The following is an 18,656-nucleotide window of genomic DNA, read 5'->3' on the forward strand; positions in this document are numbered from 1 at the left end:
TCTGCGGCGGCGTCCCTCGTCAGATCCGTCCCAAGGCCGTCAGGATAACCTGCGGTGTCAGGGGAATCTCGGTAATAGTTGTCCCAAACGGCTGGAGCGCGTCATTGACAGCGTTGGCCACTGCCGCCGCCGCGCCTGCTGTACCGGCCTCGCCCGCGCCCTTGGCGCCGAGCTCGGACTCGCGCGTCGGCGAGACGACGTGGCCCACGCCGATGTCAGGCATTTCGCCGGACATCGGCACCAGGTAATCGGCCAGGTTGGCATTGGTCAGCTGTCCTCGGTCGTCATAGACGCACTTTTCAAACAGCGCCGCACCAAGCCCCTGCACCACCCCGCCCCTGATCTGCTCATCGACCAGCTGCGGATTGATGATGGTACCGCAATCCTCGACCACCCAGTGCTTGAGCAACTTGACGAAGCCGGTGTCGGTATCGACTTCGACCCAGGCGGCCTGAACGCCGTTTGTGAAGGCGAAAGGATATTCACGGGGTACATAGTGCCTTGTCGCCATCAGTTCGGGCTGAATGCCCGGCGGCAGGGTGTCGGGACGGAAATAGACGATGCGCGCGAGCTCATCGAGTTCGATGCGCGGCGCACCGTCGCTGAGATTGACCACGGCATTGTCCATGATATCGAGTTCGGCCGGGGTCGATTGCAGAATGACAGCGGCCACATCGAGGACATTCTTGCGCAAGATCTTCGCTGCCTGCAACGCCGCCTCGCCGCCGATGCCGGCGCCGCGCGAAGCCCAGGTACCGCCGCCGTAGGGCGTCATGTCGGTATCACCGAGGATGACGCGGACACGATCCATGGATACGCCGAGAACGCTGCCCACGATCTGCGCCGTGAGCGACTGCGAGCCCTGCCCCTGCTCGGTGATGCTGGTCTGGCAGATGACCGAGCCTTGCGCATCCAGCCGCACCGCCACGCCATCCTGCGACGATATCTTGGCCCCTCCGACGCCATAGAACGCGGCGCTGGGATTGGTGACCTCGATAAAGCTCGCGATGCCGATGCCGCGATGAATGCCCTCCTTACGCAAGACCGCCTGCTCGGCGCGCAGGGTCTCGTAGTTCATCATCTCGACGATCTTGGCCAGCGACGCCTGATGCGACAACTGCTCGAACCGCAGCCCCGACGGCGAGGCGCAGGGATAGGCATCGTCGGCAATCAGATTGCGGCGGCGGATTTCCACCGGATCCATACCGATCTTCATGGCCGCGAGATCGACCAGTCCCTCAGTCACCGAACAGGCGATGGGATGGCCGACTGCGCGGTACTGGCACATCACGTTCTTGTTCTGAAACACCACCCGCGCCCGGGCGCGATAGTTCTTCGTGGTGTAGGGGCCGCCGACGAGGTTGACGACCTGGTTGGCCTCGATCGCGCTGGTGCGCGGGTACATCGAATAAGGCCCGATGCCGGTCAGATCGTCGATCTCGAACGCCGTGATGGTGCCATCGCGCTGGACGCCGATCTTTCCCTTGCAGCGATGGTCGCGGGCGTGAATGTCGGTATTGAAACTCTCGACGCGGTCGGCGACGAATTTTATCGGCCGACGCAACAGCTTGGCCAGTGCGTATGTCGCCATCTCGTCGGCGTAGATGTGCACCTTGATGCCAAACGAGCCGCCGACATCCTTGCAGACGACGCGGACCTGCGCCTCTCGCAAGCCTAGATGCAGTGCCGCGATGTTCTGCACCATATGCGGGGCCTGCGTGCCCTGATAGATCGTGAGCCGCGCTTCCGCGGCATCCCAGTCGGCAACGACCGAACGCGGCTCCAGCGTCACGCCGGTGTGGCGGCCGAAGATGAATTCGGCCTCGACCACCGCATCGGAACCGGCGAAGGCTTGATCCACCGCGCCTGCGTCGAGGATGCGCTCGAACGCCAGATTGTCGCCAAGCGAGGCGTGAATGACCGTTGTCGCCGGATCGAGCGCTGTGCGCATGTCGGTGACGGCTTCGAGTTCCCTATACTCGACCCCAACATGCTCCACGGCATCCTCAGCCGCCGCCCGGCTCGTCGCGACGATAGCGGCCACCGCCTCGCCCTGCCAGCAGGCCCGGTCGACTGCGATCGCCGATTGTGGTGCGGATTTGAGGCCCTTGAGATGGGAGAGCACGCCGATCCACGGCGTGATGACGTCCGCAAGCTCTTTGCCCGTGACGACAGCGATCACGCCCGGCATCCGCCTTGCAGCGGCGGCGTCGATGCTCACGATCTCCGCGTGCGCATACGGCGAGCGCATGAACACGACATGCGCCATCCGCGGCAGCTCCATGTCGCTGACATAGCTGCCGCGGCCCTGCAGCAGCCGGTCGAGATTCGGCCGGGGCACCGTCTTGCCGATATAGGAGTTCGGCCGGTCCAGGACCGACAGCCGTTGGGGATTGCTGCGGATCGAGCTCATGCCTTCAGCTCCATCCGCGCCCGCGCGGTCGTCTCGATCGCGTCGATGATGGCGTGATAGCCGGTGCAGCGGCAGTAATTGCCCGAGAGATGCTCGCGGATCTCCTCTCGCGCAGGCGTTCGGTTCTCGCGCAACAGATCCTGCGCCGCCATCAGCATGCCCGGCGTACAGAAGCCGCATTGCAGCGCATTGCGGTCGCGAAACGCCGCCTGTAGATCGGCGATCTCGCCGGAGTCGGACAGGCCCTCGATCGTCTCGACCGCGGCGCCATTCGCCTGCACCGCCAGCATCAGGCAGGAGCGCACAATCTCGCCGCCGACGCGCACCGTGCAAGCTCCGCATACACCATGCTCACATCCGAGATGCGTGCCCGTCAGTTTCAGATGTTCGCGCAGGAAATCCGCAAGATTGAGCCGCGGCAAGACATGCGCCTCCACGCGCTCGCCGTTGACCGTGACTGAGATCGCCACTGGAGCCGTCACGAACGTCCTCCGATGTTGAGATCGGGACGGTTCAGGAGCGAAGCGACGCAGCGCGCCAGCAACACTCTTGCGAGATGTCGGCGCATTGCCGGCGTCGCCTGCTGATCCTCATGCGGATCAAGCTCATGTGAAAGGGCGTCGGAGGCCTCGGCCAGCAGTGCGGGCGTGATCGTGGCGCCAGCCAGTTTGCTGGCAGCCTTCGCCAGGACGGGCTTGTCGCCGACGGCGAAATAGCCGAGCCGGAGGTCGGCGAACCGATCGCCCTGCAGCATTGCCTGTGCCGCAAGGCCGACGATCGCATAGTCGCCGTGCCGCCGCGCAAACTCCTGGAAGAAATGCGCCGAGCCGGTACGGGCGACTGGCAGTTCGATGGCGACAAGCAGATCCTGCGGTGCGAGCTGAGTCTCGTAGATCCCGGTGAAAAAATCCTCTGCAGCAATCCGCCGCTCGCCGCCGGGGCCGTGTACTACGATCGTCGCGCCCAGCGCCAGCATGCAGGCGGGCAGCTCGGATGCCGGATCGGCCTGCGCAAGGCTACCGCCGATGGTCCCCCGGTTGCGTATCGCGGGGTGCGCGACATGCGCCGCTGCCGCCCCGAGCAGCGGCGCGCATTTCACAATGTCGGATGATTTCAGGAGGTCGGCATGCCGGGTCAGCGCGCCGATGACGAGTGTATCGCCCTTGACCGCGAGCCCGCGCAATTCGGCGAGATCGCCGATATCGACGATCACTTCCGGCGCAACCAGCCGCAGATTCATCGCGGGGATCAGGCTTTGCCCGCCCGAAAGCACCCTCGCTTTCTCTCCGTGCACGGCAAGCAGCTCCAGCGCATTGGCAACGCTGGTCGCGCGTGCATAGGCGAAAGCCGCGGCTTTCATTCAAACAAGCCCCTCCCCGGAACTGCTCTTCTGCTTTTGAGGGGATTAGAGGGTGGGACTATTCGAAGGTCAAGCGACTAGATTTCGCAGTCTTTTCGACTTTCGGACTTGCCTTGATCGACCGGCCGTCGCACGCTCCCGCCAATAAAAACAGCTCGGGGAGGCACAGCAATCATGAAGCTTGGGTTCTTCACGATGCCGATCCATCCCCTGGACAAGGATTGGCGGCAATCCCTGAAGGAGGATCGGGAAGCCTTCCTGCTGGCGGACGAGCTCGGATTTTCGGAGGCCTATGTCGGCGAGCACGTCACCGACCGCGCCGAAAACATCACGTCCTGCGTCGCTTTCATCGCCTGGCTTGCCGCCGCCACCAAGCAGATCAAGCTCGGCACCGGCACGGTCAACATGCCGAACAGCCATCCGGCTGCAATTGCCGCCTCCATCGCAATGCTCGACCACATGCTCGACGGCCGGCTGATCTTCGGCATCAGCCCGGGCGGCCTGCTGTCGGACGCCGAGCTGTTTGGCAATCTCGGGGCCGATCGCAATGCGATGTTCCTGGAGGCGATTAACCAGGTCCTGGCAATCTGGGAGGGCAAGCCACCCTACAATCTTGCCGGCAATTACTGGAACATCTCGATCGAAAAGACCCTGATCGAAGACATCGGTCAGGGCTTCATTGCAAAGCCACTGCAGCGTCCGCACCCGCCGATCGTGGTCACGGCCGTCGCGCCCTTCTCCAAGGGCGTCACCGAGGCGGCCGCGCGCGGCTGGGAACCGATTTCCGCCAACTTCCTGATGCCGGCGTGGGTGAAGAGCCACTGGCCGAAATATGTCGAGGGCTGCGAGCGCGCCGGCCGTCCGGCCGATCCCGCCAACTGGCGCGTGGCCAAAAGCGTATTCGTCGCCAAGGATGCCGCTACCGCCAAGGCCTACGCCACCGATCCTAGCGGACCTTATGTCTACTACTATCGCTCGCTCTTCACCAAGCTGAAGCGGAATGGTCGCATCGAGCTGTTCAAGACCCGGCGCGACCAGCCTGACGACGAGGTGACACTGGAGTCGATCTGCGAAAAACTCATCATCTACGGCACACCGGAGAGCGTTGCCGACCAGTTGCTGGCTTTCCAGGAAGAAGTCGGCGTCTTCGGCACGCTCCTCTACGCCGGCAAGGACTGGCGCGACCGCGAGGCCGGCCGTCGCTCCATGATCCTGATGGCCGAGCAAGTCATGCCACGCGTCAACGCCGCCTCTGCCCGAAGCCGCTACGCCGCAGGTTGAGCGCTATGGTTCTCTCCGATCGCATCCCCTATCTGGCGCAGGTCGACCGCCCGAAGCTCGAGCTGCCCGGCGGCAAGCGGCTCGCCGTCTGGGTCATCCTCAATGTCGAGGAATGGCGGATCGAAAACGCCATGCCTCGTAGCGTGCTGTCGCCCCCAATGGGCCAGCCGCTGTTGCCGGACGTGCCGAACTGGTCGTGGCATGAATACGGGATGCGCGCGGGTTTCTGGCGCCAGTTCAAGGCACTCACCGAGCGCAACATCCCGGTAACGCTCGCCATCAACGGCAATGTCTGCAACTCCTATCCCCGCGTCGCCTCCGCCGCGCTGGAAGCCGGGTTCGAGTTCATGGGCCACGGCTTCCTGCAGGGGCCGATGCACAAGCTCGACAACCAGGCCGACGCGATCAAGCGTGCGGTCGACACCATCGCCAAGTTCGCCGGCAAGCCGCCGCGCTCATGGGAGAGCCCTGGCCTCACTGAAACAGAGGCAACGCTCGATCTGCTCCGCCTCAACGGCATCGAATATGTCGCGGACTGGGTGATCGACGACTTGCCGCAGGATATCGCCACGCCGCACGGCACCATCACCACCATCCCCTACTCGGTGGAGACCAACGACATTGTCATACATGCGCTGCAGCATTTGCCGTCCGAGCAGTTTTTGAAGCGCTGCACCGACCAGTTCGATCGCCTCTATCTCGAAGGCGCCGATAATGCGCGGGTGATGGCGATCTCGATCCATCCTTACATCACCGGCGTGCCACACCGGATCAAATATCTGGAGGCGCTGCTCGATCATGTCATCTGCCATGATGGCGTCGCCCTGATGACCGCAAGCGAAATCGGCGACTGGTATCGCGCCGAGATGGCGGGGAAATAGCACTGGTCTATTTGCCGTCGCCGGGACGAATTGCCATCGGCGTGCGCCGCTAGACTGAAATCACCGCCCAAGCGCTTTTTTGATACCGCCCAGACCGATCCGCAGGAACGGGTCCGAATGGATGTAGAAATATTTGACGCCTCGCTCGAGCCAGAACGGTAGTTCGTCAGACGTCACGAGCGTGCCAGCGATCTTGCCCGCGGCGCGGATCTTCTTGACTGCAAGCTCGACCCGCTCGGTGACGGCCTGCGGCCGCGGCTGCCCGAAGGGCGGCGCCGGCGGATAGCCCATGTTCTGCGAGAGGTCGCCGGGGCCGATGAAGAAAACATCGATACCTTCGACTGCGAGCAGCGCCTCAATGTCGTCGATCGCCTTCGGCGTCTCGATCATGGCGACGACAAGCCGCTTCTCGTAGTCGGCGGGACAGGCGTAGCGCACCGCATCGACGATGGCCCGCGCCTGCTCTGCGGTATCGACCATCGGCACCATCAGGCCGTCGGCGCCGGCGTTGAGATAGCGGATCAGGACGGGCCGCTCATGGGAATGTGGGCGGACGATCGCAGCGCCGCCGGCACCGCGGATGGCCTGCGCGGTCACGCGCACGTCCTCGAAGCTCCAGGTCCCGTGCTCGCAATCGACGAAGATGGCGTCCGCGCCGAGCTCGACCAGCCGCACCGCCAGTCCCGATGAGGCATGGTGCGGCGTGAACATGGTGACCGCCTCGCCCTTGACAAGGCGCTCGCGCAACTTGGCTCCGTTCATGGGAGATCCTCTCTAGCTCTTCGGCTTGTCGGCAAGACCGGCAGGCGCGCCGACCCAGCGGGCCGTCTCGATGTCTGCGGACGTATCGCGCATGAAGGTCGGGCAGATATGCAGCTCGGGAATCATGGCGCCCTTCTGCAGGCTCGCGCAGAGCAGCACCGCGCGTGCGACGTCGTGCGGATTGAGCATCACGGCGCGTTCGCTGTCCAATGGCGGGCGGGCGCGATTGTCCATGATCGGCGTGTCCGTCTCGCCCGGCAGGATCGTCGTCGCGCGGATGCCCTGATTGCGGAACGTGTTGTGCAGGAAAGTCATGAAGTTCTTCACCCCGGCCTTGGCTGCGCCGTAAGCGGCACCGCCGAGCAGGTTCGGATTGACGACCGCGAGCGAGGAGACCGTGATGATCGTGCCGTCCTTCCTGGCAAGCATGTCGTCCAGCACGGCCTGGGTCAGATTGAATACCGCCGTGAGATTGACGTTGACCGTGGCGTTCCACTCGGTCTCGCTGATGAACCGCGCGTTCAGCACCCTGCTGGCGCTGCCGGCATTGTTGACGAGGATGTCGATCGATCCGACGTTGCCTTTGACCCAGGCAACTGTCTCAATGATCGCCTCGCGCGAGGCAACGTCGAGCGCGTGTGCGACGGCTTTGCCACCCGCTTTCTCGATCGCGGACACGACCTGCTGAAGCGGCGCGATCCGCCGCCCGGTCAGAACAACGGTTGCACCTTCCTGGGCGAGCAGGATCGCGGTCTCACGCCCGATCCCCGTGCCAGCCCCCGTGACGAGCGCAATCTTTCCGTCGAGCAGCCCCATGATTCACCTATTCGGCGGCAGTCGCCGCCAGGCTTGAGCGTTGATATCCGTAGAACTGCCGGGCAGCCTGCGGCGTAATCAACCCCTCCGCAAGATCGAGCTCGATCGATGCAGCCGAGCGTTCGGACGTCTTGCCCCAGCCACCACCACCGGGCGTCTCGACTTCCAGGCGGTCTCCGGTCTTCAAGACGACCTTGCCCTTCGGAAATTGCGGTTCGCCGTTCTTATACACCTTGCCGGCGCTGCCGGACTGACCACCGACCACACCGAAGCAGGGATGACGCATCCGTTCGGAGGCAAGATAGATGTTCATCGGATTGCGGCCGAGATTGCGCAGCACCACGTGCTGGCCGAGACCGCCCCGGCTCTTGCCGGCGCCGCCGGAGTCCGGAATCAGCTCCTTGCATTCGACCAGCGCCGGCACGGCTATCTCGAACATCTCGATGGCGGTGACCCTGCAATTGGACGGGAAGCTCAGCGTGTCGAGGCCGTCGAACTCGGCGCGCGCCCCCTGCCCGCCGTGGAAATTCTGCACGGAACCATATTGCGAGCCATCGTCGCGCCGACCGACGCAATTGGCGGCCCAGATCGGCGCGCCGCCACTGTCGCCCATGACCTTGTCGGGCACCACGCTCTCCAGCGCCTTAAAGATCAGCGAGGGAATGACGTGCCCGATCAGGTTTCGCGAATTGCCCGCCGTCCATTGCTGGGGATTGAGGATGGAGCCGAGCGGCGCCTCGTCGGTGATCGGGGTGATGCAACCCTCGTTGTTCGGTGTATCCGGATCGAGCAGGCACTTCAGCGCATAGACCGAATGGGCGTAGCGGTAATTGGTGCGGCAATTGATCGAGTGAAGGATCTGGTCCGATGTCCCGGCGTAGTCGACGTGGATGGAATCGTCGCGCACAATGACGGATGCCTTGAGTCTCACGTCGGTGTCATAGCCGTCGAGCAGGACCTCGGCAGAATAGGTGCCGTTCGGCCACTGCCGAATGGCCTTTCGCGTCTGGGCCTCGGAGCGCGTATGGATGGCGTCCGCGAGTTCGTCGATGCTGTCGAGATCATACTCATCGAGGAATTTCAGGAGCTCACGCCCCATGACGTTGTTGGCCGCGACCATGGATTCGAGATCGCCCATCACCTCGGTCGGGAGGCGAACGGAAGCCGCTATGATGTCGAGCACATCCTGGTTGGGAACGCCCGCTTTGTGCAGCTTCACGATCGGAAAGCGAATGCCCTCCTCGAAGATGTCGCTGGCTTCCGAATGCAGGGGAGCGCCGCCGATGTCAGGCAGATGCGCGATCGAGCCGGCATAGGCCACGACCTTGCCGTTCTTGAAGATCGGCGTGATCATCGTCACGTCGGGAAGATGGCCGGTGCCGATCTCCGGATCGTTGGTGGCAAGGACGTCGCCCTCCTGCAACGTCTCCGCGGGAAACTTCGGCAGGAAGTATTTCTGCGCTGCGACCGGCAGCGAGGTGATGAATACCGGAATCGACCACGTACACTGCGCGAGCGCGCGGCCTCGGCTATCCAGCAGCACGGTCACATAGTCGTGGTTCTCGCGCACGATCGGCGAGAACGCGGTCCGGCCGAGCACGATGTCGGCCTGGTCGGCGATGAAGATCAACCTGTTCCACATCACCTGGAGGTTGATCGGGTCGTTGAAATCGGCAGCGTTCACGGACATGGATACGTGGTCCTCAGGCGATATTGATCACGAGATTGCCGTTGATGTCGACGTGAGCGGTGCCGCTCGGTCCGACCACCGCAGTGGACTCGCGCTGCTCGACGATGGCCGGCCCCCTGATCTCCTCACCGACCGGCAGCTTGTAGTGATCGTAGACCGGCGTTTCGACGAAGTCGCCACGCTCGCTGAAATAGACCGAACGGGTCCCCTTCTTCGCCTCGGCAGCATGGCGCGCGTGCGGCCGCGTCACCTGATCCTTCTGACCGCTGGCGCGCAGGCGCCAGGTGATCACCTCGACCGACGAGCCTGCCACGGTCCGACCGAACAGCTCGCGGTAGAGCTTGAAGAAATTGGCGAGCAGCTGTTCGTGGAACTGCTTGGGCGGCAAGCTGCGCTTCGGCAGGGCGACGGTAATCTCGTGGCCCTGGCCGACGTGACGCATGTCGACGGTGTAAGTGTTGGTGATGGTCTCCGGTGCGACGCCCGCGGCACGGACGACCTCAGCGCCCTGGGCAGCGAGATTTTCCAGCAGGCGATCCATCGCGGCGAAATCCCAATTGTCGACCTGCATCGGAAAGCTCGCCGACAGATCGACGGCGACCGGCGCGATCAGCAGGCCGATCGCCGAGGTGACACCGGCGCCGGTCGGGCAGATGATGCGCTTGATACCGAGCTTGCGCGCGATGCCATAGGCATGCACCGGACCCGCGCCGCCGAAGGCGACCATCGGCAGGCTGCGCGGATCGACGCCGAGATCGGTCGCGTGCACGGCCGCGGCCTTGCTCATGGATTCGTTCACGAGATCGTGGATGCCGAAAGCGCAGCGGGGAACGCTGACGTCGAGCGAGGATGCAAGCTTCGTCATCGCCGCGAGCGCGGCATCCTTCGAGACCTTGAACGAGCCGCCGACGAAGGATTCAGTGCCCATGTAGCCGAGCAGGATATCGGCGTCGGTGACGGTCGGCTCAGTGCCGCCGCGCTGATACGCCGCCGGTCCCGGCATCGCCCCTGCCGAGCGCGGCCCGACATCCAACAGCCCGAGCGGGTTCTTTGCCGCGATCGAGCCGCCGCCGGCGCCGATCTCGATCATGCGGATCGACTGGATCTTGAGCGGGAAGCCCGATCCCTTGCGGAAGCGATGATAATGCGCGACTTCGAGATCCGTGCCGACCGTCGGTTCACCGCTCGGGATCAGGCACAGCTTAGCCGTCGTGCCCCCCATGTCGAAGGACAGCACGCTGCCCTCTCCGGCGATGCGGCCGAACTCGGCGGCGGCAACCGCGCCTGCGGCTGGCCCCGACTCGATCAGGCGAACCGGCAACTCGGCAGCGCGGCTGCTCGGCACGAGTCCGCCCGAGGACGTCATCCAGAGCACCTGGCGATCGATGCCCTTGACGGCGAATTCGCGCTCGAGGTGAGCGACGTGTCCCGACATCTGCGGCCGGGTATAGGCGTTGACGACAGTGGTCGAGGCGCGATCGAACTCGCGCACTTCCGGGCAGACCTCGGAGGACAGCGAGACGAAGATATCAGGATCCTCCTCGCGCAGCAGCGCTGCGATGCGCTGCTCGTGGGTCGGATATTTGTAGGCGTGCAGCAGGCAGACGGCGACGGATTTGATGCCCTCCTGGCGCAGGCGGCCGGCGATCCCACGGACCGTCTCCTCCTCCAGCGCCGTGATGACCTCGCCATCGGCGGAGATGCGCTCGACCGCGCCAAAACTGTTCGCGCGCGTGACCAGTGGATCGGGATACTTCAAATTCAAGTCGTAGAGATCGTAGCGCCCCTCGTTACGGATACGCAGCATGTCCTGGAAGCCGGCGGTCGAGATGAAGCCGGTCTTAACGCCCTTGCGCTCCAGCACGGCATTGGTGACGACTGTGGTCGCGCCGAGCACCTGAAGCTTGTCAAGATCGATGACATCACCAAACTGCTCGAGCAGTTCGGACACACCGCGGACCACGGCTTCGGCGGGATTGTTGGGCGTGCTCAGCACCTTGTGGAGATGCAATTCACCTTCGTCGTCGAGCAGCGCGAAATCGGTGAAGGTTCCCCCGGTGTCAAATGCGAGCTTGGCCATCTTTTTCCTCGAAGCGATCGCCGTGCAGGATGACGAAGGATTCTCGAGCTGCCTGCTGAACCGTGCGATCGAGCTTCAAATCGGGAACGCCGGGTTCGACGATGTCTTCGACGGTAGGAAATGCACCTGCCGCTGGCCAACACAACTCCGGTCTGCCGCCATAGGTTTTGCTTATGGCGTGCGGCGATTGGCGTCTAAACGGCTCGGATGCCTTGCGGATGGCCGCGCATCAGCTTCTCTACGACCGTGAGGAGTACCGATCGGGTCGCTAGTGCAGGCTCCGAGAGCGGCAGATGATCCGACACGCACAGCGAAACGGTCGCTTCGATTGCGGGACGAATGAGCCGCCGGACCTCGACGCCCTCGAAGCTGGACGCACTTGCCGCCACCGAAGCCGGCAGGATGGTCGAGCCGAGCCCTTCCGTGACCGCCGCTCCAAGCGCCGAGACGGATTCGATCTCCGAGACGACGTTCGGCGTCACCCGCGCTCGCGCCAGTGATTCATCGATCAGGCGCCGCAGGAAATGGCCCTGGCTCGGCAGCAGCAGCTACGTCGGCGAGCGCCGACAGCGGCAGCGGCTCATCCCCCTGCTTCTTTCCCGCCTGCTCGGCCCGGGAGACCAGATACAGTTCCTCCCGGAACAACGGCTGCAGCTTGACGCCCTTGATGGGGCCGGAGCCATAGATCATGGCCATGTCCATCTTGCCGGTCATGATGAGCTCGCTCAGCACATGACCGAAACTGTCGTTGATATGGACGATGATCTGCGGATGCAGCGTGGACATCTCCTTCAGGATCGGCAGCGACAACGTGCTCGATGCCGAATAGGTCGCCAGCCCGATCGACACGCGGCCAGCCAGCGCCTTGGTCGATTGATCGATATCGATCTGCGCCTGCTCGATCTGCTTCAGCAGCAGTTGGGCATGCCGGTAGAGGATGAGCCCTGCTTCGGTGGGGACGATGCCGTGATTGCTGCGCAGAAGCAGCTTGTGCTTGAAATGACTTTCGAGCGCAGCGATCTGCTGCGACAGCGCGGGCTGCGCCGTCCGCAACAGGCCAGCGGCGCGCGAGACGCTGCCGGCGTCGACGACTTTGACAAAGCTCTTCAGCTTTCTGAAATCGACGCTCATCTCAGTCGAATGCCAGCCCTGAAAACACAATCTAGATCAGCACTATCCTTTATCTAGCACATTGATTTCAATGAGATTCTTGCTCAAGCAGGCGGTTTTCGGGTGCCACCTCAGCGCAGTGCCTTGCAGGCCTTCTCGATACGGTCGCAGGCTTCCCTGATCGCTTCCATCGAGGTCGCGATCGACAGGCGGAAATACGGTGAGAGCCCGTAAGCCGCGCCCTGCACGGCCGCCACGCCGACGCCATCCAGCAGATAGAGCACGAAATCGAGATCGTTCTCGATGACCTTGCCATCCGGGGTGGTCTTGCCGATGACACCGGCGCAGCCGGGGTAGAGATAGAACGCCCCGTCCGGCACCAGACATGACAGACCCGGAATCGCATTCAGCCGCGCGCAGGCATAGTCGCGCCGCTCCTTGTAGAGCTTGACGCTGTCCCCCACGAAAGACTGGTCGCTCGCGAGCGCATGGGCGGCGGCAGCCTGGCTGATCGACGAGGGACATGACGACATCTGCGATTGCAGCTTGTTGATGGCGGCGATCAGCGGCGCGGGACCCGCCGCGTAGCCAATCCGCCATCCGGTCATGGCGTAGGTCTTGGACACGCCATTGGTGAGCAGAATGCGCTCCTTCAGCGCGGGCACGGCGGCCGCAAGCGTGGTGGCCGGCTCGTCGCGGTACCAGATCTGGTCGTAGATGTCGTCGGAAAGCACCAGCACGTTCGGATGGCGGAGCAGCACCTCGCCGAGGGCCTGAAGGTCCGAGCGCGAATACGCCGCGCCCGTCGGGTTCGAAGGCGCATTGAGGATCAACCAGCGCGTCAGCGGCGTGATGGCAGCCTCGAGGGCGTCCGCCGTGAGCTTGAAGCCCTGGTTTTCCGAGCAGCGCACGATGACCGGTTTGCCGTCATTGGCGATCACCATGTCGGGATAGGAGACCCAATAGGGTGCGGGGATGATGACCTCGGCCCCCTCCTCCACGCTCGCCATCAGCGCCAGGAACAGGATCTGCTTGGCGCCGCCACCGACGCAGATCTCGTTGTCGGCATATTCGAGGCCGAGGCGGCGCTTGTAGTCGGCTATGATTCCCTTGCGCAGGGCGACGGTGCCGTTCACCGCGGTGTATTTCGTCTCACCGCGATCGATCGCCTCGTGCGCCGCCGTCTTGACGTGATCGGGCGTGTCGAAATCCGGCTCGCCGATCGCCATGTCGATGATGTCGCGACCCGCCGCCTTCAGTTCGCGAACGCGAGCGGACGCCGCCGTGGTCGGAGAGATCTTGATGCGCGAGACGCGCGCAGCCGGCACGAAAATCGTCACTTTGGTCGTCCTTCAGGTTTCGAATATGTGGGTGCTCGTCCGCGGCGAACGCCGTGATTGCTAGTGCTCGACCTCGGTTTCGCCGCGCATGCGGCCCGTGAGGAACAATTCGCCGAGCTCGTCGTGGGTGATATCGGCAGGCCTGCCGTCCCAGATCACCTTGCCAAGGCGCAGGATCACCGCGCGCTGGGCGACCTCCATGGCCTTCTTGGTGTTCTGCTCGACCAGCAAGATGGTTTGACCGGTCGCGTTGATGCGGAGCAGCTCGTCGAAGACGATGCCGATTGCGCTTGGCGACAGGCCCACGGACGGCTCGTCGACCAGAAGGATCTTCGGCCGCTGCAGGACGGCCATGGCCACTTCCAGCAATTGCTGCTCGCCACCGGACATGTTTCCAGCCAAGGTATTGCGACGCGTCTTCAGGATCGGGAAGAGATCATAGACATAGTCCCGCTCCGCTTTCACCTGACTGTCGCGCAGCGTATAGGCCGCCATCTGCAGATTTTCATCGACCGTCATCACCGGGAAATTGCAGCGTCCCTGCGGCACCCAGGAGATGCCTTCTGCAAGGATCGCGCGCGACTTCAGGGCCGTGATGTCCTTGCCCTGCCAGCTGATGTTGCCGCCCTTGATGGTTGTCATCCCATAGAGCGTCTTCAGCAGCGTCGACTTGCCCGCGCCGTTCGGTCCCATCAGCGCGACGAACTGCCCCTGCGGGACGTCGAGATCGACGCCGTTGAGAATGTCGAGGGAGCCGTAGCCGGCGCGCAATCCCTTGATGGAGAGAGAGGGTTCAGCCACCGAGATAGGCCTCCCGCACTGCCTGGTTCTGGACGATATCGTCGGGCGTGCCCTCAGCAAGCTTGCGGCCCTGGTCGAGCACGACCACGCGCTTGCAGAGGCTCGTCACCACATCGATGTTGTGCTCGATGATGAGGAAGCTGACGCCGAAGGAGGTGTTGGCGAGGCGGATGCTCTCGACCACCCGTTCGATCAGCTTGGGATTGATGCCGGCCATCGGCTCGTCGAGCAGATTGAGCTTCGGCTCCGGCATCAGCATCGAGGCGAACTGGATCAGCTTCTGTTGGCCGCCGGACAGCTTGCCGGCCGGCTGGAAGCGCACGTCCCAGAGGCCGGCGATCTTGATCAGCTCGCGCGCTCGCTCTCGCAGCGCCGCGACGCGATTGCGCGCCGCCGATCCAATCCCGAACGTCGACCAGATGCCGGGAAAGGTGAACATCTGGCCGGCGATGACGAGGTTCTCCTCGATGTCGAGCGCGGAGAACACCACGGTCTTCTGGAATGACCTCAGCATGCGGCCCTCACGGGCGATGTCGTTCAGCGACCAGCCGGTGATGTCCTGACCGTCGAGCTTCACAGCGCCGGCGCTGGGCTTCGCAAGCCCCGTCACGCAATCGAAGAAGGTCGACTTGCCCGAACCATTTGGGCCGATGAGCCCGCAGATCTCGCCGCGGTCCACCTGCAGATCGACGCCGTCGACGGCGCGCACGGCACCATAGGACTTGCAGAGGCCGGAGATGTCGAGGATCGGAAGGCCGGTCATTTGCGCCTCTCGAGGAAAGACCAGAAGCGGCCGATGAGCGGCGCAAACCCGCTGGGGAACCAGAAGACCAGCCCGAGCAGGAAGAAGCCGTAGGCGATCATGCGCAGCTCCGGCGCGACGCGCAGCGCTTCCGTCAGCCCAACGAACAGCAGGCTGCCGAAGATGACGCCTGAAATGGTCCCGGCACCGCCGCCGAGCACGATGATCAGCATCGTCGTCGAATAGTACATCTGGAACGTCAGCGGGCTGACGACGGTGAGGTAGTGCGCATAGAGGCTGCCGCCGAGGCCGGCGAAGGCGGCGCTGATCATGAAGACCACCAGCTTGTAGTGCCAGGTGGGAATGCCGACGGATTCCGCGAGCGTCTCGTTTTCGCGGATCGCGATCATGTTCCGCCCCGCCGGCGAACGAACGATGAGGTAAGCGATCAGCGTGGCGATCGCGGCGATCGCAAGGACCAGATAGTAGAAGCCGACCGTGCCGGAGACGGTGAACGAAGCCGGCCCCAGCGCAAAGTAAGGCTTTGGAATCGCCGCCAGGCCCATGTCGCCGCGCGTCAGGGTGATCCAGTTCTTGGCGATGGCCTGGCCGATGATGACGAAGCCCAGCGTGCACATCACGAACGAGGTCGCGCGCAGCCTCAGCGCGGGAATGCCGAGCGGCAGCGCGATGGCGCCGGCCATCAGTCCCGCCGCCACGAAGTTCACATAGAAGGGCGTGCCGAAATGCACCGCGAGCAGCGCGGACGTGTAGGCGCCGATGCCGAAGAACGCGGCCTGCGCGAGCGACAGCAGCCCGGTGTACCCGAGCAGCAGGTTGAGCCCATGCGCCGGCAGAAGAAAGATCAGCGCGATGATCATCGCGTGCAACGGATAATTGCCGAGGAACAGCGGCGCGGCACAGGCCAGCGCCACCAGCGCGACGCCGAAGGGAACGCGGAGATCCCGTCCCGTCGTCGCTGCCGTGAGTTCAGCGGGCGTCATGTTCGGCTCTCGGGCGATCTCGCTCACCTGTCCTCACCACCGCATCTAGAAGCGCGCCTGCGCGGAAAAGAGCCCGTGCGGACGCCACATCAGCACCAGCATCAGGGTTGCAAAGCCGACCGTGTCGCGGAATTGCAGGCCGACATAGGTGGCAACCAAGCTCTCGGCGATACCGAGGATCATGGCGGCGACGAAGGTGCCGCGCACGTTGCCGAGCCCGCCCATGATGATGATCGGCAGCGTCTTGAAGGTGATCAGCTCGCCCATGCCGCCATAGACGCTCACGTTCACCGGCGCCGTCAGCACGCCCGAGAGCGCGGCAAGACAGGCACCGATGATGAACGTCCACAGTGCGATGTGGCGAACGTCGATGCCGACCACCGCGCAGCACTCGATGTTCTGGGAGACCGCGCGCATGGCCTTGCCCATCCGGCTGTACGTCACCATCAGTTCGAGCCCGACGAAGGTCACCAGGCCGACGATGATGATCAGGATGCGCTGCTCGGCCAGGGTGAAGCCGAAGACGCTCACCGGCTCGATGTAGCCGCCGGAGAAGAACTTGTAGCTGCCGCCGAACAGCAGGATGACCGTGTTCTGCAGGATCAGGGCGACGCCGAGCGTGGCGAGAACGCCGGCCTCGGCCGGCGCTCCCACGATCCGCTGCATCACGAAGTTACCGACGACGACCGCGATGACCGCCGTCGCAATCACGCCGATCACGACCGCGACCGGATAGGGCAGATCGAAATAGTCGATCGCGAACCAGGCCCCGAAGGTGCCGAGCATGTAGTATTCGCCATGGGCGAAGTTGATCGCGCGGAGGACGCCGAAGATCATCGTCATGCCGACGGCAACGATCGCGTAGACCGATCCGGAAACGATGCCGTTAACGACCTGCTCGGTGATCGTGTAGAACATGGTGCCTACCGTTCCGCGGGCTTACTTGGGATAGTCGATCTCGGCCTTGTAGGCACCCTTGATCATGGGCTTGCCGCCCTCGATCTCGAGGAGAATCATCGGCAACCGCGCCTGGTTGTGGTCGTCGAAGGTGACTTCGCCGACCGCGCTATCATAATGGATGCCGGAGAGAGCGGCGCGGACTTTCTCGCGATCTATGCTCTTGGCCTGCTCGATCGCCTTGGCGAGCAGATGCACCGTCTCCCAATGCACGTAGGCGTGATTGTTGGGAGCTTCGCGGTACTCGGCGGTGAATTTTTCGACGAAAGCCTTGCTCTTCGGCGAGTCGTACGCCGGAAGCCAGGCTGCAGCCTCGATCGCTCCCTCCATCGCCTTCGGCGCCGCCTTGATGGTGGTCGCCGTATTGAACTCGGCGTTGCCGATCAGCGGGATCTTGCCTGCGATCCCAACCTCCATCATCTGACGCCCGACGATGGGCGAGGAATCGGCATTGCCGTACATGATGATGGCCTGGGCGCCGGAGTCGCGGATCTTGGAAAGCACGCTGCGGAAATCCACCTCGCCTTCCTTGTAGTAGTCTTACGTCACGATCGCGCTCTTGAAGCGCGGCAGGTACTTCTTGGTGAACTGAATGGCGGCGCGGCCGTAGTCGCTGTCGACCGAGAGCACGGCGTATTTGGTGAAGCCCTTCTTCTCGGCGGCGTATTGCAGCACGAGGAGGGCGCGGTTCTCGTCGGTCGGATAGTTGCGGAAGGACCATTTGAAGCCGCCGGCGCCCGCCTTGTAGGTGATCATCGGGTTCGACGAGGCCGCATTGAGCAGAAGCACGCCGGCGTCCTCGACGACCGGCTGCATGGCCAGCGTGACCGAGCTCGAGACGTCGCCGATGATGAAGTCGACCTGGTCCTGGTCGATCAGACGGCGGGTCGCGGAAACGCCTTCGACCGGCGTACCCTGGCTGTCCCCGGGCATGACGTTGATCTTGCGTCCGCCGACGCCGCCGGCGTCGTTGATCTCCTTCGCGGCCATCTGGGCGCCGCGCATCGAGAAGGCCCCGTACCGGGCGTTCGGGCCGCTCATGGGCGCGACGAGACCGAGCCTCACCGTTCCATCTTCACTGCGCGCGGCGAAGGCACCTGAGGAAACGGTCTGGAGCCCAACCAGAGCGGTTCCGATACAAAATGCCCGTCGGCTCAACTCGATCGTCATTGCCCGCTCCGTTGCTGCCACAAAATGATGCGCCCGCGAACTCTGCCACTTCGGTGGTCTTGCCCTTGGAATTTTTTGCTGCGGCCGACGGTAAAAAATAGATTTACGTTCGATGACAGGGGAAGCACGACTGTCCTCTGCCGCCATAGCGAATTCTTATGGCGGGGAGCGGTTATCAGAACCGATGGTTGAGGCCGCGCGTCGGGCTTACATGACTGCGGATCGTGGCCGAGGGAGAGACTGCTCCGA

General features: G+C 63.5%; 14 protein-coding genes and 2 pseudogenes. 2 read left to right on the plus strand and 14 right to left on the minus strand.

Annotated features, from left to right (window positions below):
• Positions 1-19: 19 nt before the first annotated feature.
• From N2603_RS28410 to N2603_RS28420, 3 genes are read right to left on the minus strand one after another with little or no spacing between them, the layout of a single operon-like run.
• Positions 20-2,413, minus strand: coding sequence for a xanthine dehydrogenase family protein molybdopterin-binding subunit (locus tag N2603_RS28410; protein ID WP_260384724.1), 2,394 nt, complete (start codon positions 2,411-2,413; stop codon positions 20-22).
• Positions 2,410-2,895, minus strand: coding sequence for a (2Fe-2S)-binding protein (locus N2603_RS28415; protein ID WP_026312000.1), 486 nt, complete (start codon positions 2,893-2,895; stop codon positions 2,410-2,412). The genes N2603_RS28410 and N2603_RS28415 overlap by 4 nt, the downstream gene beginning before the upstream one ends.
• Entirely contained in the window at positions 2,892-3,773 is an 882-nt protein-coding gene (locus tag N2603_RS28420; protein ID WP_260384725.1) for an FAD binding domain-containing protein, read from the minus strand. Before N2603_RS28420 ends, N2603_RS28415 begins: the two co-directional genes overlap by 4 nt.
• 174 nt (positions 3,774-3,947) lie before the next feature.
• Here N2603_RS28420 and N2603_RS28425 point away from each other — a divergent pair, with 174 nt between their 5' ends.
• A complete protein-coding gene (locus N2603_RS28425; RefSeq protein ID WP_260384726.1) occupies positions 3,948-5,054 on the plus strand; it encodes an LLM class flavin-dependent oxidoreductase in 1,107 nt (368 codons plus the stop codon).
• Between the two features lie 5 nt (positions 5,055-5,059).
• Positions 5,060-5,935 (plus strand): polysaccharide deacetylase family protein, encoded by an 876-nt coding sequence (locus N2603_RS28430; RefSeq protein WP_260384727.1) that lies wholly within the window; start codon positions 5,060-5,062, stop codon positions 5,933-5,935.
• Positions 5,936-5,995: 60 nt separating this feature from the next.
• Here the strand turns inward: N2603_RS28430 and N2603_RS28435 are convergent, their stop codons facing one another.
• The 11 genes and pseudogenes from N2603_RS28435 to N2603_RS28485 form a co-directional block, all read right to left on the minus strand.
• Positions 5,996-6,697, minus strand: coding sequence for an HpcH/HpaI aldolase family protein (locus N2603_RS28435; RefSeq protein ID WP_260384728.1), 702 nt, complete (start codon positions 6,695-6,697; stop codon positions 5,996-5,998).
• Between the two features lie 12 nt (positions 6,698-6,709).
• Positions 6,710-7,513 carry an SDR family NAD(P)-dependent oxidoreductase gene (locus tag N2603_RS28440; RefSeq protein ID WP_260384729.1) on the minus strand — a complete coding sequence of 268 codons (804 nt, stop codon included), beginning with the start codon at positions 7,511-7,513 and terminating at the stop codon, positions 6,710-6,712.
• Positions 7,514-7,520: 7 nt separating this feature from the next.
• Entirely contained in the window at positions 7,521-9,203 is a 1,683-nt protein-coding gene (locus tag N2603_RS28445; protein WP_260384730.1) for a hydantoinase B/oxoprolinase family protein, read from the minus strand.
• A 13-nt stretch (positions 9,204-9,216) separates the two neighbouring features.
• Entirely contained in the window at positions 9,217-11,283 is a 2,067-nt protein-coding gene (locus N2603_RS28450) for a hydantoinase/oxoprolinase family protein (RefSeq protein WP_260384731.1), read from the minus strand.
• A gap of 194 nt (positions 11,284-11,477) precedes the next feature.
• A pseudogene (gene nac, locus N2603_RS28455) lies at positions 11,478-12,414 on the minus strand (nitrogen assimilation transcriptional regulator NAC).
• Positions 12,415-12,524: 110 nt separating this feature from the next.
• Positions 12,525-13,733 (minus strand): aspartate transaminase, encoded by a 1,209-nt coding sequence (locus N2603_RS28460; protein WP_260384732.1) that lies wholly within the window; start codon positions 13,731-13,733, stop codon positions 12,525-12,527.
• Between the two features lie 60 nt (positions 13,734-13,793).
• Complete coding sequence (locus N2603_RS28465; protein ID WP_018643067.1) at positions 13,794-14,534, minus strand: branched-chain amino acid ABC transporter ATP-binding protein; 741 nt, start codon at positions 14,532-14,534, stop codon at positions 13,794-13,796.
• Positions 14,527-15,297 (minus strand): ABC transporter ATP-binding protein, encoded by a 771-nt coding sequence (locus N2603_RS28470; protein WP_260384733.1) that lies wholly within the window; start codon positions 15,295-15,297, stop codon positions 14,527-14,529. The genes N2603_RS28465 and N2603_RS28470 overlap by 8 nt, the downstream gene beginning before the upstream one ends.
• A complete protein-coding gene (locus N2603_RS28475; RefSeq protein WP_260384734.1) occupies positions 15,294-16,280 on the minus strand; it encodes a branched-chain amino acid ABC transporter permease in 987 nt (328 codons plus the stop codon). Before N2603_RS28475 ends, N2603_RS28470 begins: the two co-directional genes overlap by 4 nt.
• Before the next feature lie 45 nt (positions 16,281-16,325).
• Positions 16,326-17,198 (minus strand): branched-chain amino acid ABC transporter permease, encoded by an 873-nt coding sequence (locus N2603_RS28480; protein ID WP_260384735.1) that lies wholly within the window; start codon positions 17,196-17,198, stop codon positions 16,326-16,328.
• Between the two features lie 21 nt (positions 17,199-17,219).
• Positions 17,220-18,407: pseudogene (locus N2603_RS28485) on the minus strand (ABC transporter substrate-binding protein).
• Positions 18,408-18,656 lie beyond the last annotated feature (249 nt).

The sequence above is a fragment of the Bradyrhizobium huanghuaihaiense genome, from assembly GCF_025200885.1.
Classification (GTDB): Bacteria; Pseudomonadota; Alphaproteobacteria; order Rhizobiales; family Xanthobacteraceae; genus Bradyrhizobium; species Bradyrhizobium huanghuaihaiense.